At 70.7% G+C, this 24660-nt stretch carries 16 protein-coding genes; 9 read left to right on the top strand and 7 right to left on the bottom strand.

Annotation, left to right across the window (positions count from 1 at the left end; all coding sequences use genetic code 11):
- Positions 1 to 29: 29 nt before the first annotated feature.
- Both ACJ8AN_RS29685 and ACJ8AN_RS29680 read right to left on the bottom strand, forming a co-directional pair.
- A complete protein-coding gene (locus tag ACJ8AN_RS29685) occupies positions 30 to 3281 on the bottom strand; it encodes an MXAN_5808 family serine peptidase (protein WP_407758879.1) in 3252 nt (1083 codons plus the stop codon).
- A 224-nt stretch (positions 3282 to 3505) separates the two neighbouring features.
- Positions 3506 to 4312, bottom strand: coding sequence for an EI24 domain-containing protein (locus ACJ8AN_RS29680; protein ID WP_407758878.1), 807 nt, complete (start codon positions 4310 to 4312; stop codon positions 3506 to 3508).
- A gap of 58 nt (positions 4313 to 4370) precedes the next feature.
- Between ACJ8AN_RS29680 and ACJ8AN_RS29675 the strand changes: the two genes are divergently transcribed.
- Positions 4371 to 5708, top strand: coding sequence for a glutamate--cysteine ligase (locus ACJ8AN_RS29675; RefSeq protein WP_407758877.1), 1338 nt, complete (start codon positions 4371 to 4373; stop codon positions 5706 to 5708).
- Between the two features lie 237 nt (positions 5709 to 5945).
- Positions 5946 to 7589 (top strand): ATP-binding protein, encoded by a 1644-nt coding sequence (locus ACJ8AN_RS29670; protein WP_407758876.1) that lies wholly within the window; start codon positions 5946 to 5948, stop codon positions 7587 to 7589.
- Between the two features lie 76 nt (positions 7590 to 7665).
- Here ACJ8AN_RS29670 and ACJ8AN_RS29665 read toward each other — a convergent pair whose 3' ends face one another.
- The 4 genes from ACJ8AN_RS29665 to alaS all read right to left on the bottom strand — a co-directional run bounded on the left by ACJ8AN_RS29665 (position 7666) and on the right by alaS (position 14448).
- On the bottom strand, positions 7666 to 8298 hold the full coding sequence (locus ACJ8AN_RS29665) for an outer membrane beta-barrel protein (protein WP_407758875.1): 633 nt from the start codon (positions 8296 to 8298) through the stop codon (positions 7666 to 7668).
- Positions 8299 to 8453: 155 nt separating this feature from the next.
- Entirely contained in the window at positions 8454 to 11090 is a 2637-nt protein-coding gene (locus ACJ8AN_RS29660; protein ID WP_407758874.1) for a TIGR02266 family protein, read from the bottom strand.
- Positions 11091 to 11116: 26 nt separating this feature from the next.
- Entirely contained in the window at positions 11117 to 11752 is a 636-nt protein-coding gene (locus ACJ8AN_RS29655) for a hypothetical protein (RefSeq protein WP_407758873.1), read from the bottom strand.
- Positions 11749 to 14448 carry an alanine--tRNA ligase gene (gene alaS / locus ACJ8AN_RS29650; protein WP_407758872.1) on the bottom strand — a complete coding sequence of 900 codons (2700 nt, stop codon included), beginning with the start codon at positions 14446 to 14448 and terminating at the stop codon, positions 11749 to 11751. Before alaS ends, ACJ8AN_RS29655 begins: the two co-directional genes overlap by 4 nt.
- Positions 14449 to 14520: 72 nt before the next feature.
- On the opposite strand from alaS, the gene ACJ8AN_RS29645 reads away from it, so the two are divergent.
- The 6 genes from ACJ8AN_RS29645 (at position 14521) to ACJ8AN_RS29620 (ending at position 19715) form a co-directional block, all read left to right on the top strand.
- A complete protein-coding gene (locus tag ACJ8AN_RS29645) occupies positions 14521 to 15264 on the top strand; it encodes a HEAT repeat domain-containing protein (RefSeq protein ID WP_407758871.1) in 744 nt (247 codons plus the stop codon).
- 59 nt (positions 15265 to 15323) lie between these two features.
- Positions 15324 to 16070, top strand: coding sequence for a HEAT repeat domain-containing protein (locus ACJ8AN_RS29640; RefSeq protein WP_407758870.1), 747 nt, complete (start codon positions 15324 to 15326; stop codon positions 16068 to 16070).
- An 85-nt stretch (positions 16071 to 16155) separates the two neighbouring features.
- Positions 16156 to 16707 (top strand): Wall-associated protein precursor, encoded by a 552-nt coding sequence (locus ACJ8AN_RS29635; protein WP_407758869.1) that lies wholly within the window; start codon positions 16156 to 16158, stop codon positions 16705 to 16707.
- A gap of 136 nt (positions 16708 to 16843) precedes the next feature.
- The gene (locus ACJ8AN_RS29630; RefSeq protein ID WP_407758868.1) at positions 16844 to 17392 is read left to right on the top strand and encodes a hypothetical protein; all 549 of its coding nucleotides are present in this window, start codon (positions 16844 to 16846) and stop codon (positions 17390 to 17392) included.
- Between the two features lie 108 nt (positions 17393 to 17500).
- On the top strand, positions 17501 to 18514 hold the full coding sequence (locus ACJ8AN_RS29625; protein ID WP_407758867.1) for a GlxA family transcriptional regulator: 1014 nt from the start codon (positions 17501 to 17503) through the stop codon (positions 18512 to 18514).
- Positions 18515 to 18593: 79 nt separating this feature from the next.
- Complete coding sequence (locus ACJ8AN_RS29620) at positions 18594 to 19715, top strand: DJ-1/PfpI family protein (RefSeq protein WP_407758866.1); 1122 nt, start codon at positions 18594 to 18596, stop codon at positions 19713 to 19715.
- A 12-nt stretch (positions 19716 to 19727) separates the two neighbouring features.
- Here ACJ8AN_RS29620 and ACJ8AN_RS29615 read toward each other — a convergent pair whose 3' ends face one another.
- Complete coding sequence (locus ACJ8AN_RS29615) at positions 19728 to 22679, bottom strand: helicase C-terminal domain-containing protein (protein ID WP_407758865.1); 2952 nt, start codon at positions 22677 to 22679, stop codon at positions 19728 to 19730.
- Between the two features lie 279 nt (positions 22680 to 22958).
- Between ACJ8AN_RS29615 and ACJ8AN_RS29610 the strand changes: the two genes are divergently transcribed.
- The gene (locus ACJ8AN_RS29610) at positions 22959 to 24581 is read left to right on the top strand and encodes a DUF4153 domain-containing protein (protein ID WP_407758864.1); all 1623 of its coding nucleotides are present in this window, start codon (positions 22959 to 22961) and stop codon (positions 24579 to 24581) included.
- Positions 24582 to 24660 lie beyond the last annotated feature (79 nt).

Raw genomic sequence — 24660 nt, 5'->3', positions numbered from 1 at the left:
AGGCAGCCGAACAGCCGCGCTACTTCCGCTTACGGCGTGGCCGACTTGGACGCCGGCTTGATGGCGGTGGCCGGCGCCGCCAGCTTCTGGGCCATCTCGGCCGGACGGCGGCGGATGACCAGGGTGCGCCGGCTGGCGAAATCGGTGCTCTCGCGCGCCACCACCAGGACGCTGTTGTTGCCCTCCTTGAGGGAGAACTCGGTGGAGAACTTGAGCTTGTGCGGCTCGTTGTTCTTGGCGGCCACGGCGGCGTCCACGGCCTGGAAGTAGACCTTCTGGTCGTTCACCAGGACGTACATGTCCAGGAGGCCGTTCACGTCATCCACCTCGCCCGAGAGGGTGTACTTGTCGCCGTTGGCCACGAGGCCCCCCTGGCTGAAGTCCACGTCGAGCTTGATCTCCGGCGGCGAGCGGCGGGCCACGTACGTCAGGCCCTGCTGGAGCGCGGTGGCCTTGCCAGCCGTGGCCCGGGCGTCCTGGGCGCGCACGAAGGCGAAGCGATCCTTGTCCAGCTCCACCCGGTAGTAGCCCTTGGTGGCCGCGTCGGTGACGAGCACCGCCGGCTTGGACAGCCTGGCCAGCACGGTGGCGTCCTGCTGCGGCGAGGCGAGCAGCTCCGCCTTCTCCGACACCTTCACCAGGCCCTTCTTCGGCTCGAGCTTGGCCACCGGGGCGTCCGTCACGGGCAGCACCAGCCGCTCCATGGAGAACTCCTCCAGGGGCTCGTCGAGGATGGCCAGCTTCAGCGGGAAGGAGTCCTCCTTGAAGCCCTTCTTCACCTCGAGCTGGAAGCGCGCCGTCTTCGTCTCGCCCGGGGCGAGCTCGCCCAGCTTGAAGCGGCCCTTCTCGATGAAGATGTTCGGGTCGCCCACGTTCTTGATTTGAGCGAACGAGTCGAGCGCCTTGCCCTTGCCGGTGTTCGTCACGTCGAGCACCACCCAGACGTCCTCGCCGCGCTGGGCGACGCCGTCGCGGTTGCACGACTCGCAGTCATCGACGATCTGCCAGTTGAAGGCGAACGAGGGACGGGGCAGCTCGGTGAAGTTGAGCTCGCTCACCAGCGTGGTGGGCAGGGCCCCGTTGTCGTCGTGGAACTTCACCGTCACGTCGTCGCGGCGGGAGGTCAGGTCCTTGGGCAGGCGCACCTTCACCTTCCAGGTCTTCTTCTCCCCCGGGGCGAGGCTGCCGATGAGGAACTCGCGGCGATCCAGGTAGTAGTTGTCGCTCTCGGTCCAGGCGCGCACGCGCTTGAGGGCCTCGCTGCCCTTGTTCTCGGCGGTGAGGGCCAGGTCGAACGTCTCGCCCGCGGCGATGTGCTGGTCGGCCGAGGGGCTGAAGGTGGCGGCGAGCTTCACGTCCTTGGGCGTGGCACCCGCGCTCCAGTCCACGTTGAGGGCGCCGATGGCGGAGTTGATGCGCTGCTCCTCCTCGCGGCGCTTCGTCTCCACGAAGTCCTTGCCCTTCTGAATCATGGCCTGGCGGTTGTTGTAGGGCACGTTGAGGACGAAATCGCGGGCGAACTGCACCTCGAAGTCCTCCTTCACCTCGTCCTGGCTCTCGGCGTCCATCTGGTCATCCAGCTCCTCGCTGGCGCCCACCGAGTCCACGTCCAGCAGCGGGTGGCCGGGCTTGGCCTTGGGCGCGTCCTTGGAAGCCGTCTCGGGGTTGGCCTTGGCGGCCTCCTCCTGCTGCTTCTTGGCCAGCGCCTGCTGCTTCTCGTCGAGCTTGAGGTACTTCACCGACTCCTGGGGCTTCTCGCGGCCGAGCACGTCCTCGCGCTTCTTGGCCACCGAGTCCGAGTTCGGGTTGCCGAAGTGCTGGTCGAGATCCGCCTCGCCAATCGTCTTGCGGGGGGCGAACACCACCACGCGCTCGTCGGTGACGGCCGAGGGCACCAGCTCGATGTCCGGGATGATGCCGACCTCCTGGATGGAGACGTCGCCCGGGGTGAGGTACTTGGCGATGGTCAGCTTCAGCGCGCTGTCGTCCGGGAAGTCATAGAGCACCTGCACGCTGCCCTTGCCGAACGTCTGGCGGCCGATGATGACGGCGCGGTTGAGGTTCTTGAGCGCGCCGGCGACGATCTCCGAGGCCGAGGCGCTGCCCGCGTTCACCAGCACCGCCACCGGGAAGGACTCCTCCCCCTCGTCCGGACGGGCGCGCTTCTCCTCGCGCAGCTTGTCGGACAGGCCCACCGTCGAGACGATGGTGCCGTTGGACACGAAGGTGTCGGACACCTGGATGGCCTGGTCGAGCAGACCGCCCGGGTTGCCGCGCAGGTCCAGCACCACGCCCTTGAGTCCACCCTTGGACTCGGTCGCCCGGCGCATGTCCGCCAGCGCCGCCTGCAGGTCCTTGGTGGTGTTGCCCTGGAAGTTCTTCAGCCGGACGTAGGCCACGTTGCCCGCCAGCAGCTTGGACTGCACGCTCTCGATCGAAATCATCGCGCGCGCCAGCGTCATCGGGTGCGCCTTGTCCCAGCCCTTGCGCTCCACGGTGATGTTCACGCGGCTGTCCACCGGGCCGCGCAGCTTGGACACGGCCTCGTTGAGGTCCATGTTGACCGTGGACTCCTCGCCAATCTTCTTGATCTGATCATCCTTCTGGATGCCCGCGCGAGCCGCCGGCGTCTTGGGCAGCACCTTGACGACGGTGAGGTTGCCCTCGCGCATCTGGATGACGAAGCCCAGGCCACCGAACTCCCCCTTGGTGGACAGCTTCATCTCCCGGTACACCTCGGGGCGCAGCAGCACCGAGTGCGGATCCAGGGTGGAGAGCATCCCGTTGATGGCCGCGTACTCGATGTCGCGGGTGTCCTCCATGGGACGCATGTTCTTGTTCACGAAGTCGAAGACGTCCTTGAGGGTGAAGGACATCTTCCAGAGCGAGTCGACGTGGCTGATGTCGAACTCGCGCGTCTTGCCGTTGACGTTGACGTTGAGCTTGCCGGTGTCGGCGTTGCCGTCCACGAGCACGTCCGGGACGCTCTTCTCCACGTACTCCAGCGCGGAGATCATCATCTCCTTGGGCCGCACGCGCTTGGGGTCGACGTAGTTGTCCTTCACGTAGAGGATGACCTTGGTGAAGACGCGCAGGGAGGAGAGGTCGTGCTGGGGGCCTCCCTTCTCACCGGAGATGCGGGAGGAGTCGGAGGCGTTGCCCTGGCCGGCCGCCGCGGCCGCTCCGAGGGTCAGGGGCAGGGGGGCCCGGTCGTTGCCCACGAGGGCCCAGGCGCCAAGGAGAACGGCGACGGCGGTGATCCGGCGAAAGAGTCGCGGCATGGTCCATCCAGAGTGAGGCCCGTGAGCCCCGGGGGTGATGCGTGAAAAGCTCAGCGAAATCGAGGGTTTGGCGGTGAGGAACGTGTGCCGGGAGCAACCGGGCAAGCCTAATCATGGACCCCCGGTGCTTCAAGCGGACGCCTTTGCGCAACGTTGGAGAACGCCAGGAGCGCACGTTGCGTTCCCGGATCGGAGCCAGCGAACGAGACAGCCGGGCCGGACGATTATTTCCCAGCGGGGGGAGGGGGCGGGGGCACGTTCCCCACGGCGAGCAGCCCTCGGTAGAGGAGCGTGCCGCCCACCACCGCCACCGGGAGGAAGAAGCTGTTGAGGATCGGAACCCAGAGCAGGACGTAGACGCCCACGCCGAACCCCAGGCACAGGAGCCAGCGCTCGCGCAGCACCCGCCGCACCTCGGAGAAGGGGTACAGGTGGCGCGTCATGGGCGCGGCCAGGTGTTCACCCGCCAGCCAGAGCACCGTCCACAGCGTCCCCAGCACCGTCCACGCCACGCTCCCCACCCCGGGCACCAGGTTGAGCGGGAAGAGCACGGCCAGTCCCAGCAGGAGGAAGAAGACGCGCGCCAGGGTGTGCCCCACGCCGGTGGCGAGCCCCCTCACGAAGGCGCCCGGCCGGAAGGGGGGCGAGGTGTAGCCCCCGCACTGCTCCTCGGTGAGCTCCGACAGGGGATCCTGCAGCGGGGCCAGCACCACCGGCAGCACCACGTTGGCCCCCACCACCAGCAGCACCACGAACAGCAGCACGAGGAGGACGTACCAGAGGGCCTGGCCGTACCAGACCTGGGGACGGGTCCACAGCCACGCCAACAGGTCGGGCGTGTAGACCCAGAGCAGGGCGAAGAGGCCTCCGAGGGCCACCAGGGTGACGGCCGCGCAGACGGCGGACAGGCGCAGCAGCCGGGGCGTCCGGAAGATGAGGCCCCAAGCTCTGCCGAGCAGGGCCAGTCCCTGGAAGAAGTCCGCCGGACCGGGCCGGGCGGAGAAGGTGGGCACCGCCGAGGTGTGGGTCATTGTCGGGACGATGCGCAAATGCCAGCGGAAGGGTCAATCACCGTTATATACGGCGGCCATGTCTCTCGATCTCCAGCGCGCGGCCTCCGAGCCCATCACCTCCCTCGACATGCTGTTGGCCGGCTTCCGCTCCGCCGAGAAGCCCCGCTCCAAGCACCTGCTGGGGCTCGAGCACGAAAAATTCGTCTACCCCGTCCAGTCCGCCCAGCAGGTGCCCTACGAGGGCCCCTCGGGGATTGGCGCGCTGCTCGAGAAGCTGGCCCCGGCCGGCTACACCCCCTTCCGCGAGACGCCGGCCTCGCCCGTCATCGCCCTGCAGAAGGGGATGCTCACCATCTCCCTGGAGCCCGGGGGCCAGCTGGAGCTGTCCGGCTCGCCCTTCCGCACCGCGCGCGAGGCCCACGCGGAGAACCTCGCCCACCTGGCCGAGGTGAAGCAGGCCGCCGGGGCGCTCGGGCTGCGGCTGGTGGCCCTGGGCTACCGGCCCTTCGCCACCCCGCAGCAGATGTCGTGGATGCCCAAGACGCGCTACGTGGCCATGCGCCAGACGCTCCCCGAGCGAGGCCCGCTCGCCCACAACATGATGCTGATGACCGCCACCGGTCAGGTGTCGTTCGACTGGGAGAGCGAGGCGGACTGCGTGCGCAAGACGGTGCTCATCGCGCGCTTGGCCCCGCTCATGGTGGCCCTCTACGCCAACAGCCCGCTGCTGGACGGCAAGCCCTCGGGCTACCTCTCCTTCCGCAACCGCGTCTGGGACGAGGTGGACCCCACCCGCTGCGGCTACCTGCGCTCCTTCTTCGACGGCTCCTTCTCCTACCGCGCCTACCTGGACTGGGCCCTCGACGCCCCCATCCTCTTCCTGCGCCGCGACGGCGAGTACCTCCGCCCGAAGATGACCTTCCGCGACTTCATCCATCGGGGCTACGCGGGCAGCCCCGCCGACATGAGCGACTGGACGGACCACCTCTCCACGCTCTTCCCTGAGGTGCGCCTCAAGAAGGTGGTGGAGGTGCGCGGGGCGGACTGCGCCTCGGCGGAGATGACGGGCGCGCTCGGGGCGCTCTGGCGCGGGCTGCTCTACGAGCCGGGCGCGATGGAGGAGGGCGAGCGCCTGCTGCCGAAGCTCTCCTACGAGGAGCACCTGGCCTTCCACGACACCGCGCGCCGCCAGGGCCTGGCCGGACGGCTCGGCACCCATGAGCTGCACCGGCTCGCCGGGGAGATGGTGGCCATTGCCCGCCGGGGCCTGGAGCGCCTGGATCCCGCGGACGCGCCCCTGCTCGAGCCGCTCGCCGCACAGGCCGCCTCGGGCCGCTCGCCGGGCCAGACCGTGCTCGAGGCCTGGCAGAAGGATCCCCGCCCCGAGGCCTTCCTCGGCCACTTCACGCTCTGACGGAGCGGGTCGCGGGCCCGGCTGACCCGCACCGTCTCCAACGTGCCCCCGAGCGCCTTTCTCCGGCCTTTTCCCGGTTTGACGGGTTCCCGACAAATACCGCACTGTTGGACAATTCCGCTATGACTTGAGTGGAGAGGTAGGGTATTTGCGGCCGCGGAGCTGGGCACGTGGGGGGGCAGTCGGGTGGGGCGGGTAGGGGTCGACGCGTGCCCGGGGGTCCAAAGAGAGGCCACGATGAAGACGGTGCGCGGCAAGATCCTGCTGTTCGCGACGATGGCGGTGGGGCTGGTTGCGGTGATGGGGGGAGCCCTGTTCGCCCTGGCGAACCGGGGGGTGCGGAGCACGGAGGAGATGATCGCCATGCAGGAGCAGAACGCCCTGTACGGCAAGCTGACGGGGGATGCGGTGTGGGTGACGCACGCGCTGCTGGAGGCGCGGGGGAAGGGGGAGGGGGGGCGGGAGGTGCTCGACCGGGAGGTGCGGCGGGCCGAGGCGGACTTCGAGCGCCTGAGGGAGCTGGCCCGGCGGGAGCGGGCGCCCGAGGCGGTGCCCTCCGAGGACCTGGCGCGCATCGAGTCGGTGCGGCAGGTGCACCAGGGGTGGATGCGGCGCATGGCGGCGCGCGTGGGGGAGGGTGGGGCGGAGGACCGGCTGCTGCACGAGTCCATCGACACCTTCCACTCGGACGTGATGCCGCTGCTCAACGCGGCCTGGGCGAAGAACCGCGAGCGGCTGGAGGCGCACAAGCGCGGGCGGCTGGAGGCGCTGCGCCTGGGTCAGCTGTTCGGCGTGGCGGTGCCGCTGCTGGCGCTGGGGCTGACGCTGGTGCTGGCGGCCACGCTGATGCTCACCCTGCGGCGCTCGTGGAGCGAGCTGCTGCGCGGGGCGGAGCGCATCGGCCGGGGCGACTTCACCACCGAGCTACAGGTGACGGGCGAGGACGAGCACAGCATGCTGGCGCGCGCCTTCAACCGGATGGCCACCGAGCTGCGGGACACGGTGCGCGAGAAGGAGCGGCTGGCCAAGGCCGAGGCCGAGGCGTCCGAGCGCGAGATGCGCCGCTACAACGCCCTGCTGGAGGAGACGGTGCGCCGGCGCACCGCCGAGCTGGAGGAGGCCAACTCCCAGCTGCTCTTCGCGGACCGGCTGGTGACGGTGGGCCAGCTCGCGGCGGGCGTGGGGCATGAAATCAACAATCCGCTCGCCTTCATCCTCAGCAACATCGACTACGTGCGCGAGGAGCTGGGCCGGATGCCGGGCACGCCCTCGCCCGAGGAGCGCCAGGAGTGGCTGGCGGCGCTCTCCGAGGCCCACGAGGGCGCCGAGCGGGTGCGCCTGCTGGTGCAGGACCTGAAGATGCTTTCGCGCGCGGACGATGTGGCGAACGAGCCGGTGGACCTGGGCACCGTGCTGCGGAGCGCGTCGAAGATGGCGGCCCACGAGGTGCGGCACCGGGCGCGGCTGGTGATGCAGTCGGAGGGGCTTCCCCCGGTGCGCGGCAACGCGGCCCGTCTGTGCCAGGTGTTCCTCAACCTGCTCATCAACGCGGCGCACGCCATTCCCCCCGGCCAGGTGGAGCGCAATGAAATCCAGCTGCTCGCCCACGCGCAGCCGGACTCCCGCGTCGTGGTGGAGGTGAGCGACTCGGGCTGCGGGATTCCTCCGGAGAACCTGGAGCGCATCTTCCGGCCCTTCTTCACCACCAAGCCCGCGGGCGTGGGCAGCGGGCTGGGGCTCTCGGTGTGCCAGCGCATCATCACCGCGCACGGCGGGGACATCTCCGTGGACAGCGTGGTGGGCCGGGGCACCACCTTCCGGATCGTCCTGCCCCTCCATACCGCCGGGGAGGACTCGAGGCCCGGCGCCCTGGCCGCCTGAGCGCGGGAGGCCCCACCGCGCCTCGGCTCGCGAGGAACGGTGGGGCTCGAGCTCCCGTGACCTGGGGGGGCGCGGACTAGAAGCTGCCGCCGACCGACAGGTTGAAGTTGAGCAGGCCGCCCGAGGTCTGTCCCGTCCCGGTGACCTCGTCCGCCCAGGACGTGCCGAACATGGCGTGGTACGCGGCGCGGGCCCCGGCGTAGATGCTGGGGGTGATGTGGAAATCCACGCCGGCCGCGAGCGGCACTTCCTCGACGAAGTCGTTGTTGTAGCGGGACTCGGCGCCTTCACTGGCGTTGAAGTAGCTCAGGCCGACGCCCGCTCCCACGTACGGACGGAGCTTGTCCTGGAGCAGCGGCATACCGGCCTTGGCCAGGAGGCTGAGGTTGTGGCGCCAGATGGCCTCCCCGTCGCCGACAACCGCGTCATCGATGGGCATGCGCTGTCCCTCGTAATCCGCCTCGATGCCGAGGATGCGCCCGGGCTGGGCATTGGCGGCGACGCCGAGCAGCGCGCCCGTTTTCGTGTGCTCCGCCCCGTTCCCGGTGAAGGCGCCCAGGCCTCCGATGAGGCCGATGCCCACGGGGACCCGTTGCTCGTCGAGGTGGACCTTCCGGCCGAGCTGCGAGGCATCCACCGCCGCGAACGCCGAGCCCGCGGTGCAGAGAGCCATCAACGCGATACCACTCATCCACGAACGGACCTGCATGTCGTCCTCCCGAAGGGGTGTCTGCTGGGCGAAATCTGGCCATTCGTCTGGAATGAGAAGCCATGGACCCCGCACCCGCCGGGATGCTCGTGCACGACTCGGGCAGGGCGTGGGGCGCCCGGCAGGCTGCTCGCCCTGCGTGAGCGGGGCGCGGCTCAGCGGCGGCCGAAGAGCTTGCGCAGGCCGGAGAGGAGCCCACCCGGACGCGCCTCGGGCTCGCCCTCCAGCGGCGAGCGGGCCAGGAGGGCCTCCAGCTCCGCGTCCTCGGGCATGTCCGTGGAGAGGGAGACGGCGTGGCGCTTCACCCCGGGCAGCGTGGCCGCGAGCGACAGGATGCCGTCCTGCGAGAGGCTGAAGTGCACCTCGAGCTCGCCGGGGCGCTCCAGGGTGAAGGCGAGCGAGCCGAGGTACTCGTTCTCCGCGGCCACCGGCGAGGGCCCCTGGAAGAGGGCGAGTGAGAGCGGCCCGGGCGTGACGGGAATGACGAGCGTCTTCTCCGCGGGCAGGCGGGTGTTGCGCTCGAGGACGCGGCGCAGGGTGCCGCCGCGCTCGGCCACGCCGATGGGGACGGAGAGCACCTCGGAGACGCTGGCGCAGGGCTTGCCGGCCGCGGCATCGAGCATCCCCTGGCCGAGCAGCGCCGCGCCGAGCGCCGCCGAGTGGGTGGTGTCCACGTCCGCGCGCACGGGCACCCCGAGGCTCTCCTCCAACCGGCGGCGCACCAGGGGTGAGCGGCCCTGGCCTCCGAGCAGCAGCACCTCGTCGAGCCCCTGGGGGATGAGTGCGCTGGACTCGAGCACGTGGCGCACCACGAGGGTGATGCGCTGCACGAGGTCCGCGGTGAGCGACTCCAGGCGCTCTCGGTTGAGAGAGAACGGAGTGGGGGCCCCGGGGAGGGGGAAGGAGACCTCGTCGCGCTCGCTGAGGGCCACCTTGGCGGCCTCGGCGGCGGTGAGGAGGGGGAGCCAGTCGGAGGGGTGCTCGGGGCGGGGGAGGCCCTGGGCCTCGCGCTCGCTGACGAGGGCCTCGGCGATGCGCGCATCGAAGTCCAGGCCGCCCACGGTGGGGTCTCCTCCGGTGGTGATGACCTCGAGATCATCGCCGGTGAGCTGGACGACGGACACGTCGAGGCCGCCGCCGCCGAGCTCCACCACGAGGATGCGCTTGCGGGCGAGCACCCGGCCATGACCGAAGGCGAGCGCCGCGGCCGAGGGGGCGTTGAGGATGCGCAGGACCTCGAGCCCGGCGAGCGAGCCGGCCTCGCGCATGGCGGCGCGCTGGCGGTCGTCGAAGTGGGCGGGGACGCAGAGGACGGCGCGAGAGGCCTCGTGGCCGAGGAAGGTGCTGGCGGCGGACTTGAGCTCGCGCAGGAGGTGGGCGGCGAGCTCGGGGAGGAGGAGGGTGCGGCCGTGGAGCTCGACGCTGGCGTCGCCGTGGGGCCCGGTGGAGAGGGGGAAGGGCAGGGGAGCGCCGAGCGCGCGCACCAGGGGAGAGCGGGCGCGCAGTCCGAGGAGCCGGCGGAGCCCGTGGATGGCGTGGCGGGGGGAGCGCTCGGCCTCGGCCCTGGCGGCGGCGCCCACGAGGAGCTGGCCCGAGGGGTCCACGGCGATGAGCGAGGGCAGGGCCTGGGACTCGCCGAGGGGGATGAGCTGGAGCGTGCCCTGGTGGTGGACGGCGACGCGCGCGAGCGAGGTGCCCAGGTCGATGCCGAGCACCACCTCGGGATGCGTGGCGGTGACGGGCGTGGAGGTGGGGACGTCGAGGATGGCGCGCCGGCGGCCCTTGGACTCGGCCGAGACGGAGCGGCGGGGCTCCTCGGGGACGGGAGGCACCTCGCGGGCGATCTCCGGACGCGCGGGAGGCTCGAGCTCCAGGGTGAGGGTGGCGGAGGGCTCCAGCTCCTCGGGGTCGAGATGCTCCAGGACGGCGTTGGCGATGAGATCCTGGGTCGTGGGCCGCGCGGGCTCGGGCTCGGGGAGCGTGATGCGCGCGGGGGTGAGGGGCCGTGCGGGCTTCTCGGCCACGGGAGCCGGGACGCGAGTGGGAGCGGGCGCCTCGGGGGGCGGAGCCGGAACCTGCTGCGCCGTGGTAGGGACGGGCTGCGCCGCTGGCGCTCGAGCAGGCGTGGGGGGCTCCGGCGCGAGCGTGACTTCGAGCGGGGCGGGCGCCGTGGAGGGAGCGGGAGGCGTCACCGTCGCCTGGGGCGTGGGCGCGGCGGGTTTCGGCGCGGGCTTCGCGACGGGCGCGTGGGGCTGGGTCTGCCTGGGCGGAACGGGGGCCGCGGGCTTGGGTGAGAAGGGAGCGGGTGCGCTCGCGGCCTGCTTGCGAAGGGCCTCCGCGGAGATGACGGGCCGCCCACGCTTCGGGGGCGCCTCCGGGCGCGCGGCCTGCGCCTGCACGGGCTCCTCCACGGGGGGCGCACCGATGGGCGCGGGCGGGGCCGCGGCTTCCGGTGCCGGTTCGAGGAGCTGCTCGGGCGCCGAGCCCCTGCGGGACACGATGCGGTCGATGAGCGCCTTGCTGTGCGCATCGAGCCGCACGAAGCGCACGGTCATCCCGGAGCGAGGGCCCTCGGCGCGGGACTTCACCACCACGCCCTCGCCGCGCAGCAGGCGTCCGCCATCGGCCAGCACCAGCTCGAAGGCGAGCCCGGTGCCCTCGGGTTTGGGCGAGCGCGTGGCGATGAAGAGTCCCCCGCGCGCGACGTTCGAGCCGTACTTCTCGACGAAGTCCTCCTCCGTCGCGTACGGGAGGCGGATGCGCAGCGGGAGCAGCTTGGGCTCGACCGTCACCGTCCGTCACCGCCTCCCGGCGGGCCTCATTGCAGCGGAATGCGGGCGTTCTCGCCGCCGCTGGTGGGAATGAGGAGGGCCAGTCCCGGGGCCATGGCGGCCGGAGGCGCCTCGAAGAGGAGGACGAGCGACTCGTGCTGTTCCCGCTCCCAGGAGTGGTCCAGCTTGCGCGTGCCGCCCACGGTCTGGGCATCACTGGTGATGGGGTACTCCTTGCCTTCCGCGTCCACCAGGCGTGCCTGCGACAGCGGCACGTTCACCGGTGCGCCGCCGGTGTTCTGGGCCTCGAGCTTCACGCGGACGAACAGGTCCGTGGTGGTGAGGGACACCTTGCCCGTGCCGCTCAGCGAGTGCAGCGACTCCAGCGCGGTGGGCTGGAGGGAGAGGCCGTCCACCTTCACGGCCTCCTTCGAGGGCAGGGAGTACGTCCTGGCCTGATCCGCCTCGTGGCCCGTGGCGAGTCCGGCCAGCCGGGCATTCGGGTCCTCGGGGGCGCCGGGCGCGGTGGAGGGCGCACCGCCCTGGTTCACGCGGTCCACCTCCTGGCGCAGCTTCTCCAGGGTGCGGTCCTCGGTGACGGGGGCGGGCTCCTCCTTCTTGCAGCCCTCGAGGAGGGCCGCCGCGCACAGCAGCGCCGCGAGACCACGGGCGGTGGGGCTCATGAGAGGCTCGTTCCCTTGACCAGCTCGTAGAGCTTGTCGAAGGCGGCGGGGATGCGCGAGGGGTCCTCGCCACCGCCCTGGGCCAGGTCCGGCTTGCCACCGCCGCGGCCGTTGACCTCCTTGGCCAGCTCCTTGAGCAGGTTGCCCGCGTGGATGCCGCGCGCCACCACGTCCTTGGTGGCCGCCACCAGCAGGACGACCTTGCCGTCCTTCTCGCCGCCGATGAGCACCACGCCGGACTTGATGCGGTCTCTCAGCTGGTCCGCCAGCCCGCGGAACACGTTCGGGTCCGCCGGGTCCACGCGCGTGGCGAGCACCTTGAGCCCGTTGATGTCACGCGCCTGCTCCAGCAGGTCCTTGCTGGAGCCGGCCTGCGCCTTGACGGCCACCTCCTCGACCTTCTTCTCCAGCTCCTTCACGCGGCGCTGCGTGGCCTCCACGCGCTTGAGCACATCCTTGGGGGACGTTTTCAGCAGCTCGGCGACCTTCTTCACCTCGCGCTCGGTTTCGCGCACGTACTGGAGCGCGCCCACGCCGGTGACGGCGGTGATGCGCCGCACGCCCGAGGCCACGCCGCTCTCGGAGACGAGCTTGAACAGGCCGATGTCCCCGCTGCGCCGCACGTGGGTGCCGCCGCACAGCTCGGTGGACTGGGGGTGCACGGTGACGACGCGCACCGTCTCGCCGTACTTCTCGCCGAACATGGCGACGGCGCCGGACTTCTTCGCCTCCTCCAGGTTCATCACGCGCGTCTGGGCCTCGGTGTTCTCGCGCACCCAGCCGTTGACGAGGTCTTCCACCTGGTCCTGCTGCTCGGGCGTCATGGGCGAGAAGTGCGAGAAGTCGAAGCGCAGGTAGTCCGGCGCCACCACGGAGCCGGCCTGCTTGACGTGCTCGCCGAGCACCATCTTGAGCGCCTTGTGCAGCAGGTGCGTGGCCGAGTGGTTGGCGCGGATGGACGAGCGGCGCTCGCCGTCGACGCCCGCCTGCACCATGTCGCCGACCTTGAAGGTGCCCTCGGTCACCCGCACGTGGTGGACGATGAGGCCCTGCACCGGGCGCTGCGCGTCCTTCACCTCGGCCTTGGCCTTGCCGCCGTGGCCCACGATGCGGCCGGTGTCGCCCTGCTGGCCGCCGGACTCGCCGTAGAAGGGCGTGCGGTCGAGCACCAGCTCCACCTCGTCCCCGGGCCTGGCCTCGGTCACCTCGGCGCTGCCCTTGAGGATGGCGCGCACGGAGCCCTCGCCCTCGTGGCCCACGCCCTCGTAGCCGAGGAACTGGGTGGGGCCGAGCTTCTCGAGCAGCTGGAGGTGGATGGTGGCGATCGCCTTGTCCTTGCTGATGCCGCCCGCGGCCGTGGGCTTGTCCGCCTCATCCTGCTTGAGCTTGTTGAAGCCCTCGAGGTCGGTGCCCAACCCGCGCTCCTTGAGGATGATCTCCGTCAAGTCCCACGGGAAGCCGTAGGTGCCGTGGAGCTCCCAGACCTTCTCGCCCGAGAGGACCTTCTCCCCGGACTGCTTCATCCGGGCCACTTCCTCGTCGATGAGCTTCATGCCGCGGTTGAGCGTGCGGCGGAAGCTCTCCTCCTCGAACTTGCACACCTCGAGGATGAAGGTGCGGCCGTCGCGCAGCTCGGGGTAGGCGTCGCCCATGAGCTCGATGACGCGGTCGACCACCTTGAAGAAGAACACGTCCTCCAGGCCCATCAGCGAGCCGTGGCGGATGGCGCGGCGCATGATGCGGCGCAGGACGTAGCCGCGGCCCTCGTTGGAGGGCTGCACGCCGTCGGCGATGAGGAACGCGGCCGCGCGGCTGTGGTCCGCCACCACGCGCATGGAGGCCCCGCCCTCCTGGGAGTAGGGCTTGCCCACCAGCTCGCTCACGCGCCCGATGATGGCCTGGAACAGGTCCGTCTCGTAGTTGGAGCGCTTGCCCTGGACGACGGAGGCGATGCGCTCGAGGCCCGCGCCCGTGTCGATGGACGGCTTGGGCAGGGGGATGAGCGGCGCGTCCTTCTCCTTGCGCTCGAACTGCATGAACACGAGGTTCCAGATTTCCAGCCACCGGTCGCAGTCGCACGCCACGCCCTGGCACTTGCGGCCCGCGGCCTCCTCGACACAGGGGATGTCGTCGCCCTGGTGGAAGTGGATTTCCGAGCAGGGGCCGCACGGGCCGGTGTCACCCATGGCCCAGAAGTTGTCCTTGAGGCCGAGCTTGAGGATGCGCTCGCGCGGCACGCCCTGCTTCGCCCACAGCTCGAAGGCCTCCTCGTCCCAGGGGATGCCGCCCTCGCCGTTGAACACGGTGACGCAGAGCCGCTCCTTGGGCAGGCCGAGCGTCTTCGTCACGAACTCCCAGCCGTACGCGATGGCGTCGGGCTTGAAGTAGTCGCCGAAGGAGAAGTTGCCGAGCATCTCGAAGAACGTGTGGTGGCGCGCGGTGTAGCCCACGTTGTCGAGGTCGTTGTGCTTGCCGCCGGCGCGCACGCACTTCTGCGAGGTGGTGGCGCGGGTGTAGTCGCGCTTCTCGCGGCCGGTGAAGACGTCCTTGAACTGGACCATGCCCGCGTTGGTGAACAGCAGGGTGGGGTCGTTCTGGGGGACGAGGGACGATGACGCCACGCGGCGATGGCCACGCTCTTCGAAGAACTTGAGGAACGCCTCGCGAATCTGGGAGGCGGACAGGGCAGAGGACATGGTGAGGGTATATGCCACAAGTGAGGGGTGCGCTGCGTTTCTTGAGGACCGGGCTAGGATCCGTTCCCTGACATGCGCTCTCCATCCCACCTTGTCGCCCTCTGTCTGTTCGTTCTCCCGGCAACCGTCCTGGCACAGACGGAGGCGCAGACGGCCTCGCTCGCCCGGACGCTGAAGCAGGGGGCGGCGCCCGCCCAGCGCGTCCAGGCGGCGCGGGTGCTGGGGGAGTCGGAGGACCCCGAGGCGGTGGGGCCGCTGTGCGCCGGGCTCCAGGACGAGAGCGCCGAGGTGCGGGCGGCGGCGGCCCAGGGGCTGGAGACGCTGGCGGAGCTGGACGGACTGGCGTGCCTGGAGGCGCGCAAGGACGAGCCGGACGCGGCGGCGGGGGCGGCGCGGGAGTCCGCCCTGCGCTCGCTGCGCGCGCTGAAGGCGAAGCCGCCGCACCAGTACGTGCGCTTCAGCGGGTTGAAGGACACGACGGGGACGGTGCCGCCGGAGCTGGTGAAGCTCACCGAGGCGCGCATGCGTCGCGCACTGGTGCGGTCCGGGGCGTGGCTGGCGCCGGAGAAGGAGAGCGAGGCGGCGGCGAAGGGGGTGCTCCAGAAGCAGAAGATTCCGGGCTACCGGCTGGTGGGGGAGATCCGCCCCGGGCCCTCGGGGGGGCTGAAGCTGTCGGTGATGTGCCTGCGCTACCCGGGCAAGCAGCTGTTGGGGAACGTGGAGGTGCAGGCCTCGGGAGGAGAGCCCGGGGAGTTGCTGGCGGCCTTGGCGCCCCGCGCCATCGAGGAGACGGGGGAATCGTTCAAGTGGAAGTAGCGCACACGCTCGGTGCCGCTGCGTTTCGCGCGGCGGGGACGCTAGGATTTGTCCTCCGCATGCGGAGCCCTTCCTCGCTCATTGCCCTGCTCTTGTTGTTCCCGCCGGGGGTTGCCCTGGCCCAGGTGGATTCCCGGACGGCCTCGCTGAGCAAACAGCTCGGAGTGGGGCAGGAGCCGCGGCTGCGCGCCCAGGCGGCGCAGGGCCTGGGGTCCTCGGATGACCCGGAGGCGGTGAAGCCGTTGTGCAACGGGTTGAAGGACCCGAGCGAGCAGGTGCGGGCGGCGGCGGCCCAGGCGCTGGGGAAGCTGAAGGAGGTGGCGGGGCTGGAGTGCCTGAAGACGCGCAAGGGCGAGCCGGACGCGGCGGCGCAGGCGGCCATCAAGGCGTCGATGCAGGCGCTGCAGGACTTGAGGGACCAGACGCCGCGGCTCTACGTGCAATTCGGAGGGGTGAAGGACAAGACGGGCCACCTGAAGCCGGAGGTGGTGAAGTTCGCCGAGGCGCGGATGCGGCGGAAGCTGACGCAGGTGGGGGCGTTGCTGGCGCCGGCGAAGGAGAGCAAGGCGGCGGCGCAGGGGGTGCTGCGCAAGCACGGCATCCACGGGTTTCGCGTGCAGGCGGAGATCCACGACACGGAGTCGGGAGGCCTGAAGGTGCGGGTGGTGTGCATCGGGTACCCGGACCAGGCGCTGCTCGGGGACGTGGAGGTGCAGGCGTCGGGAGCCAAGCCCGAGGAGCTGCTCAAGGTGCTGGCGCCGCGCATCGTCGAGGAGGCGGCGGACACGTTCGAGTGGGACACGTGAGGCGAGGCCCGGCCGGGCCGCTCGTCTTCGCCCGCGAGACCGGGTAGGAACCTTCCGAGGTCAGAGAGTGCCCGGGAGGGGCCACATGTTCGCGAGTCTGTTGTTGCTCCTGGTCACCCAGATTCCCTGCCTACCGGACGAGTCGTCGGTGGTGTGCCACTGCAAGGCGGGGATGCTCAGCGCGTGCACTGCGCTGAGCCAGGAGAACCCCCAGCAGGCGGCGGAGATCCTCGCGCAGTTGGAGAGGGTCGCGGCGCTGGCCAAGGTGGTGGAGGAAGAGGGGCAGAAGACGGAGGTGGCGCTCGAGGCCGAAGCGCGGGCCGCCGCTGCGGACTGCTCCGAGCCCAAGGAGTGCAAGGGCCAGCTGCACCACGTCATCTCCCGGCCCATCGCCAAGGCGCTGGAGGACCACAAAACACTCCGTGGCCTGTACAAACCACGCGACCCGCGCTTCGTCGCCCGCGCTGTGGATGAGAAGTCCCACTGCGGCTACCAGGAGTGGCACCGGAAGGTGGACGCGGAGGTCGTCAAATGGATCGAGGACAACCGCACGGCAACCCCGAAGCAGTTCGAGGCCCTCCTTCGGGAAATCTACAATCGGCACTTGATGCGCGCGAGGTTCCCCAATGGCTTCTGAGTCGTCTACCTCTCCGCGTTTCTTGGTCCTGGAGAAGGGTGCGCTTTGGTCCCGTTACGACGTTGAGGTCGAGAAGGCCGAGCCCGTTAACCGCGAAGAAGGGGCCGACTGCCTGCGGTGCGGTGGCCCTATTGGAATGATGAGGTGGCTTCCCCCTTATCGTGTCGAGCTGATGCTGCACGGAGAGGGTCTCGGGGACTTCATCGACGCGCCGGGGGATGACCTTCTCGTGTCCGAGCGGTTTGCCCAGGCCTACCGGGAGGAGGGGCTCACGGGGCTGGAGGGCTTCCACCCGGTGGAGGTGGTGAGGGTGCGCCGCAAACGGCGAGGCCCCAAGCCTTCCCAAATCCCCCAGTACTTGGCCGTCACGGCCTGCTTCGGCCGAGCGGCGGTGGACCTTGCGCGCAGCCGCATCCGCTACGCCGACGAGTCTCCCTCGTGTGATGAATGCCGCGAGGCAACCAAGAATGCCATCCACGGCTTCACCCTGGAGCCCGGCACCTGGCGGGGCGAGGACATCTTCCGTCCCCGGGGACTCTATGGGCGTCTGGTCGTCTCCGAGCGCTTCGCGCGCTTCGTGGAGCGCCACGGATTCACCAACATGACGCTGGTGCCCACCGAGGAGCTCGTCTGGGATCCACTGGGGCTCGGGCCGTCGCCTGGCCCCAAGCCGGGCTCCGTCTGAGGGCCGGCGGACGCGTTCGCCTGGGCCCCATGCGCTGGCCCGAAATGTCCGCTCTTTGTCCGGGGCGCGTCTGGGAACCCGGCCCCGGTGCCCTCTAGAGTACCCGGCATGTCATCGCCCCCGAGGGAAGGACAGAGCGCGCGAGCGAGGAAGACGGTCCGCACACGGCACGTCGCCGTGCTCGTGCTCCCTCATGTCCACCTGCTGGATTTGTCCGGTCCGGTGCAGACGCTCTTCGAGGCCAACGGATTCGGGGCCGACTACCGGCTGCGCCACTGCGGCACCGCCGCGGAGGCCACCTCGGCCCAGGGGCTCGTGCTGGGACGGCTCGAACCGCTGCCCGATCCGCGCTCGCTGGACCTGGTGCTGGTGCCGGGCATGGACTCGCGCACGCTGAAGGACCTGGGGAGCGTGCCGGTGGCGTGGCTGCGCGAGGCGCACGCGCTGGGCGTCCGGGTCGCCTCCATCTGCAGTGGGGCGTTCGCTCTCGGGCGCGCGGGGCTGCTCGACGGGCGCTCGTGCACCACGCACTGGAAGGTCGCCGAGCTGCTCCAGAAATGGCACCCGACGGCGAAGGTTCTGAACGACCGCCTCTTCGTCCGCGACGGCAACGTCATGACGAGCGCGGGCGTGGCCTCCGGCATCGACCTGGCGCTCTCGCTCATCCACGAGGACCACGGCCCGTTGATGGTGGCTCGCGTGGCGCGCGAGCTGGTCATCTACCTGCGGCGCAACGGTGAGCAGACGCAGGAGTCCGTCTTCCTCGAGTACCGCACGCACCTGGACCACGGTGTCCACAAGGTGCAGGACTGGCTCGTCACGCACCCGAACGAGCGGGTGACGCTCGACGGATTGGCGAGGCTCGCCGCGATGAGTCCGCGCTCCCTCACCCGGGCGTTCCGCCGCGCCACCGGCATCACGGTCAAGTCCTTCACGCAGAAGGTGAAGCTCGAGGTGGCGGCGAACATGTTGAGGGATCCCGAGGCGAACGTGGAGAACGTCGCCTCGCGGTGCGGCTTCATGGATGCGCGCCAGCTGCGCCGCCTCTGGAAGGAGGAGTTCGGCGTGAGTCCCTCCCAGTGGAAGGTGAAACGGCGCGCTCCGCCCTCGAGGCCCGTGTAGCGCGCGGCCGTACCGCGGCCGTCGAAGTCAACGCAGTCAACGCAGTCAACAGCCCGCATCCGCGGGTCAGGGGGAAGTCATGTCCAAGGTATTGGGAATGGCGCTCGTCTTCGTGTCGCTCTTCGTCCCGGCGAGGGGCGAGGCCGCACCCGAGACGAAGGCACCACGCAAGCCGTACACGCGCAACGTCGCCATCGTCCTCTACGAGGGAGTCGAGGTGCTCGACTTCTCCGGGCCGTCGGAGGTGTTCCAGGCCGCGGGTGGCTTTGGCGCCTCGGGCCAGGAGCGGGCCTTCAAGGTCTACACGGTGGCGCGCACGAAGGCGCCGCTGACGAGCCAGCACTTCATCAAGGTGCTCCCCGAGTACTCCATCGAGGACGCGCCGAAGCCGGACATCGTGGTCATCCCCGGCGGCAGCACGCAGGTGGTGCTCGAGGACGCGGAGTTCATGAAGTGGATCTCGAAGACAGCGAAGGACTCCGAGCTGGCGCTCACGGTCTGCACCGGCGCGATGACGCTGGGGAAGGCCGGGCTGCTGGATGGGCTGGACGCCACGACCTACTACGGCGCCATCGACAACCTGCAGAAGATGGCACCCGCGGCACGTGTCCACCGAGGGCGGCGGTTCATCGACAATGGCCACATCGTGACGACGGCGGGAGTGTCCGCGGGCATCGACGGCTCGCTGCATGTCGTCGCCCGGCTCCTGGGCCGGCGCGTCGCGGATCAGACGGCGCAGTACATGGAGTACAAGTGGACGCCGGAGTCCTACCTGCAGACGGAGTACGCGTATCTCAATCCGAGCCTCGACGAGCGGGGCCGGGCCATCCAGCAGGCCAGCGTCCAGGCCCAGGACAAGAACTGGACGGCGGCGGTGGAGACGTACCGCGAGCTGCTGAAGGAGCAGCCCGCGGATGCGGGGCTCTGGAACGCGCTCGCCCAGACGCTCGTCGCCATGAAGGATTATGACGGCGCCATCGAGGCCTATACCCATGTGGCCGAGTCGAAGGAGCAGCGGGCCGGGGCGCTCTACAACACGGCCTGCGTCTACTCGCTGAAGTCCGACAACGACCGGGCGCTCGAGTACCTCGGGAAGGCCGTGGATGCGGGCTTCAAGGGCGCCTGGGCGCTGTCGGATCCGGACCTGGAGAACGTGCGCAAGGACTCGCGCTTCCAGAAGCTGGCCGCGCGCCTGCGGTGAGTGGCCGGGGGCTCACGCCTTGCGGATGAGCCCCATCTCCTCGATGGCGGAGTAGAGGCGCACGCGGGCCTCGGACCAGGGGAGCAGCTCCACGCGGTAACCCGCGAGCGCGTCCAGGATGAGCTGCCGGTAGCTGGGGTGGCCGGGGTCCGCGATGACGACCACGCCCCGGTCCGCGTGCGAGCGGATGAGCCGGCCCACGCCCTGGCGCAGCTGCAGCAGCGCGCGGGGCAGCCGGTAGTGGAGGAAGCCCAGGTGCGCGTTGCCACCGCGGGAGAGGGTCTCCTCGCGCGAGGCCACCAGGGGGCGGCTGGCGGGCTCCAGCGGCAGCTTGTCGATGAAGACGCACCCCACGCCCCGGCCGGGGATGTCCACGCCCTGCCAGAAGCTCTTCGTGCCCAGCAGCACCGTGCCGGTGTCCTTCTCCTGCCGCGCCGCCAGCGAGCGCCCGTGCCCTCGCGACTGCCGCATCACTTCAATCCCCTGGGGCTCCAGCTTCGCCTTCACCAAATCTCCCACGCGCTCCATCCGCCGCGTGGAGGCGAACAGCCCGAGCACCCGTCCGCCCATCACCTGCGCCAGCCCGGACACGCGCGTCGCGGCCCAGTCGATGAAGGCCTCCTCGTGGGCGCGCGGCGCGTCCATCACCAGGATGACCAGCGCCTGCTTGCGCAAGTCGAACGGCGTGGGCGCGCGCAGCAGCCGGGGCGCGGGAATCCCCTCGTTGCGCCCGTCCAGCCCCAGCCGCCCGAGCACGTACGGCGTGCGCTCGGTGCCCGTGCTCAGCGTGGCCGAGGCCAGCACCAGCGAGCGCTTGTGCTGGGCGAAGTCCCGGGACACATAGGCCGCCACGTTCACCGGCATCGCGCTCAGGTTCCAGCGCTGCTTGCGAGGCACCGCCGTGGCCGCGTAGCACCGGCCCTCGGCGGGCTCGTCGGACAGCTCCGAGGCCAGCGTGGCCAGCTCCTGCACCTCCGACACGCCGCCCGCGAGCTCCCTCTCCAGCGGCGGCATCTTCAGCGCCAGGTCCGGCAATATCTCCTGCAGCCCCACCGTGAGCAGCTTGTGCAGCGACTGGAGGCACTCGCGCACGTCCAGGAGTCCCTCGCGCACCGGCTCCCAGGTGGCGGCGGCGCGGACCTCGGGGGTGATGCGCAGCTCCGGCGCGTAGGCCGACTCGTCCGCGTCCTCGGAGGCACTCGCCGCGGCCGGCTCGCACAGGGCCATGACGCGCTCGCCCAGTCCGCGCGCCGCCGAGCCCACCGACAGCAGCGCGCTGTCGATTTCGCTCATCAGCACGCGGGCCTCGGCGCGCCGCGAGGCGAAGAGGGCCCGGCGCAGCTCGGCGAAGAGCCCGCGCCGTCCGTCCCGCCCATGGAGCCGCTCGGCGAGCCGGCTGAAGGCATGGTCCGACAGCTCCGAGGAGAGCGCGGTGGTGGCGACGTCCTCCACCTCATGGGCCTCGTCGAGCACCAGGTGCTCGAGCTTCGGGTAGCGCGCGGGCCAGGCGAAGGCGAGGGACTGGTTGATGACGAGCACGTCCGCGTCGCGCGCCTGGGCCACGGCCGAGTGGTAGTAGCAGCGGTGGAAGTGGGGGCAGCGCTCGCCGAGCGTGGTGGCCGCCTCCGAGCGCACGGCCGGGGCGAGCGCGAGCAGCACGGGGAAGCGCTCGCGGAACCAGTGACTGAGCCGGTCGAGGTCTCCGTCGGGGCCGCGGCGCATGAGGGAGCGCAGGTAGGCGCGGGGGGCGCGAGCGGCGTGGCTCATGCCGGGCTCGACGCGGGTGAGGTCGAGCGCGCGGCGGCGGCAGAGGTAGTTCGTCTGGCCTTTGAGCAGCGCGTAGGAGAAGGCGCCGCCGGTGGCGCGGTGCAGGCGGGGCAGGTCCTTCTCAATGAGCTGGTCCTGCAGCGTCTTGGTATTCGGGGCGACGCCCACCTTGCGCCCGTTGCGCGCGGCGAAGAGGGCGGCGGGGGCCAGGTACGCGAGCGACTTGCCCGTACCCGTGCCGGCCTCGACCGCGAGCTGTCCGCCCTCGGAGAGCGTGCGCGCCACGGCCTGGGACATCTCCAGCTGCGCGGGGCGGGCGGCGAAACCCTCCTGGGCGCGCTCCAGGGCGCCACCGGGGCCGAGCAGCGCCATCACCTCCTCGGAGCGCACGGGCTGCACGGGGGTGCTCTCGTCGGGCTGCTCGGAGGGGGGCTTCGTACCATCGGTGCGCTGGCGCTCGGGGCGGCCGGGGAGGAATCCCGAGGCCTTCAGCTCGAGTGGGGCGGGGCGCGAGCGGCACAGGTTCCACAGCCCGGTGAGCAGCGTCACGAGCGGGGCCGCTTCCGCATCCAGGGCGCCGTCCAGCTCCACGCCGGACTCACCGGCCTCGATTTGAGCCAGCCGCAGGGCGGCGCGCGGGTCGAGCGTCTCCAGCAGGTCCGCGAGATCCTCGGCGCGTCCGTCGCGCAGGCAGCCCTCGAAGGCGTGGAGGAGCACGGAGTGGGTGGCCTCGCAGTCCGTCATGGCGCGGTGGCGCGAGCGGGGGCCCTTGCCGGCCCAGCGCAGCAGGGACTCCAGCGAGTGGCTGGGCAGCTCCGGGTGCAGGTAGTGCATCAGCTCGCACGAGTCGAGCACGGGGGCGCGGATGGGGCCGAGCAGGTCCGGGAGGAAGCCCTTCTCGAAGGAGGCGTTGTGGGCCACCACGGTCCATCCGGCGAGCTTCTGGCGCAGCTCGGGCACCTTGTCGGCGAGCCGGGGCTGGCCGGTGAGCATCGAGTCGTCGATGCCGGTGAGCCGGCGGATGGTGAGGGGCAGGGGGCGCGAGGCGGCGAAGAAGTGGACATAGCGGTCCACCACCTGGCCCTTCTCGATGAAGAGGGCGCCGAGCTCGATGACCTCATCGGCGCGCGGATCCAACCCCGTCGTCTCGAGGTCGAGGAATACGTGCCGGGTGAAGAGCTCCGCCGCGCTGCCCATGGGGAAGAGAGGTGAGCCTACCTGTCTTCGGGCGTCGTGCCGAGAAACCGGGCGTCCGGGGTCGGACTTCACGCGGGGAGGGAGTGTGGTTCACCGGCCGCAGCCGTGGTGGCGCGGCCACGTGCGAGTGAACGAAGCGCGAGGGCGTCGCGAGTGGGGGGCCGGGTTGCGACCGCTCGGCGCCGCGAACCGACCGTTCGGCGCACGGGCCCTCGCCGCGAGGCCGGATGGGCCCAACCTTGCACCACACCGAGCGAACTCGCGCTCCCGGAGTCCACCATGAACACCGCCGCCACGGGCTTTCCCACTCCCACTGTCGATGCTCCCTCCGCCCCCGCGGTGCCGCGTCTGCGCCGGCCGCGCGCGACGTTGCTCGCGGCGCTCGGGTTGGGCGTCTGCGCCGAGGTGCTCCTCGATGGGCCCGCGCTCGGCCTCTCGTTCCCGCTGTTCGTCGGGCTCTTCCTGGCGGCGCTGCTCGGGCTCGGAGGCCGCGAGGGCTGGCAGCGCGCGCGTCCCAACGCATGGCTGCTCGTGCCGCTGCTGTTCCTCTCCGGGATGGTGTTCGTGCGCGCGAGCCCCTTCCTCACGACGCTCAACGTGCTCGCCTCGGGCTTCCTGCTGCTGCTGGTGACGCACTTCTGGGCGGCGGGCCGGGTGGAGCGGCTCGGGCTGTGGAGCTATCCGTTCACCGTGCTCGGCACCGTGTTCCGCGCCGTGGTGCTGCCGCCGGGTGTGGTGCGCTCGGAGGTGGACCTGTCCACGGCCCGCGAGCAGGCGCCGAAGCTGGTGCCGGTGCTGCGCGGCATTCTGCTCGCGATCCCCGTGCTGTTCATCTTCACCGGGCTGCTCAGCTCGGCGGACGCTGTTTTCGCGAAGGTCGTGGAGCGGGTGCTGTCCTTCAACCTGGGCCTGTCGTTCCTGGATGCGGTGTGGCGCGGGGTGTTCATCGCGGGCAGCGCGTTCGGGGTGCTCGGGCTGCTGGCCCACGCGCAGCGGCGCCGCCGCCATGGAAACGAGGCCGGTGAGGCGGAGGTGACGCCCGCCGAGGCCCGCCTGGGCTTCACCGAGAGCCTCACGCTGGTGGCTCTGGTGGACCTGCTCTTCCTGGGCTTCGCGGCCATCCAGCTCGCCTTCCTGTTCGGCGAGGCGCGGCTGCCCGCGGGGTTCATGACCTATTCCGACTACGCCCGTCGCGGCTTCTTCGAGCTGCTCGCGGTGTCGATGATGACGCTGGGGCTGAGCCTGGCGCTGGCGCGGTGGACGCGGCTGCGAGGGCAGGGGCAGGTGGATGCCTTCCGGGTGGCGTGCACGGCGATGGTGGGGCTGGTGCTGGTCATCCTCGCCTCGGCGGTGAAGCGCATGGCGCTGTACGAGTCGGCCTACGGCTACACGGAGCTGCGCGTGTACACGCACGTCTTCATGGTGGCACTGGCGGGGGTGCTCGGGTGGCGCGCGGTGACGCTGTGGTGGCGCCCGGAGCGCTTCGCCATCGGCGCCTTCGTGGGGGCGCTGGGCTTCCTCGCCGCGCTCAACGTGCTCAACCCGGATGCCTTCATCGCGCGGGGCAACCTCGCGCGCTCCTCGGAGGGTGTCGTCCTGGACATGGAGTACATGGCGCGCAGCCTCTCCGAGGACGCCGCGCCGGAGCTCGCCGCGTACCTGGCCCTGCGGCCCGGGGAAATCTCCTCCGCCGCCGAGAGCTCCATCGCGATGCGGGCCCGCGACATGCTCTGCGCCCACGCCCGCGAGCCGATGCCGGGGGGCTGGCCGGCCTTCCACCTCGCGCGTCACCGGGCGGCGAAGTTGGGGCAGCCGCTCTCGTGCCCCGCTCCGTCGCAGACGCCCGTGTCCGAGGCGCTGTCCCGCGCCGCGCAGCCCGAGGAGTCGTGGGACGCGGATTGAAACACGAAGGGGGCCGCTCCTCCTCGCGGATGGAGCCGGCCCCCTCTGGGAAGGCGGAGTGGACGCGGCCGCTGGCGTC

The sequence above is a fragment of the Archangium sp. genome, from assembly GCF_045802675.1.
Taxonomy (GTDB): domain Bacteria; phylum Myxococcota; class Myxococcia; order Myxococcales; family Myxococcaceae; genus Archangium.
This window is presented reverse-complemented; position numbering and strand designations above follow the sequence as displayed.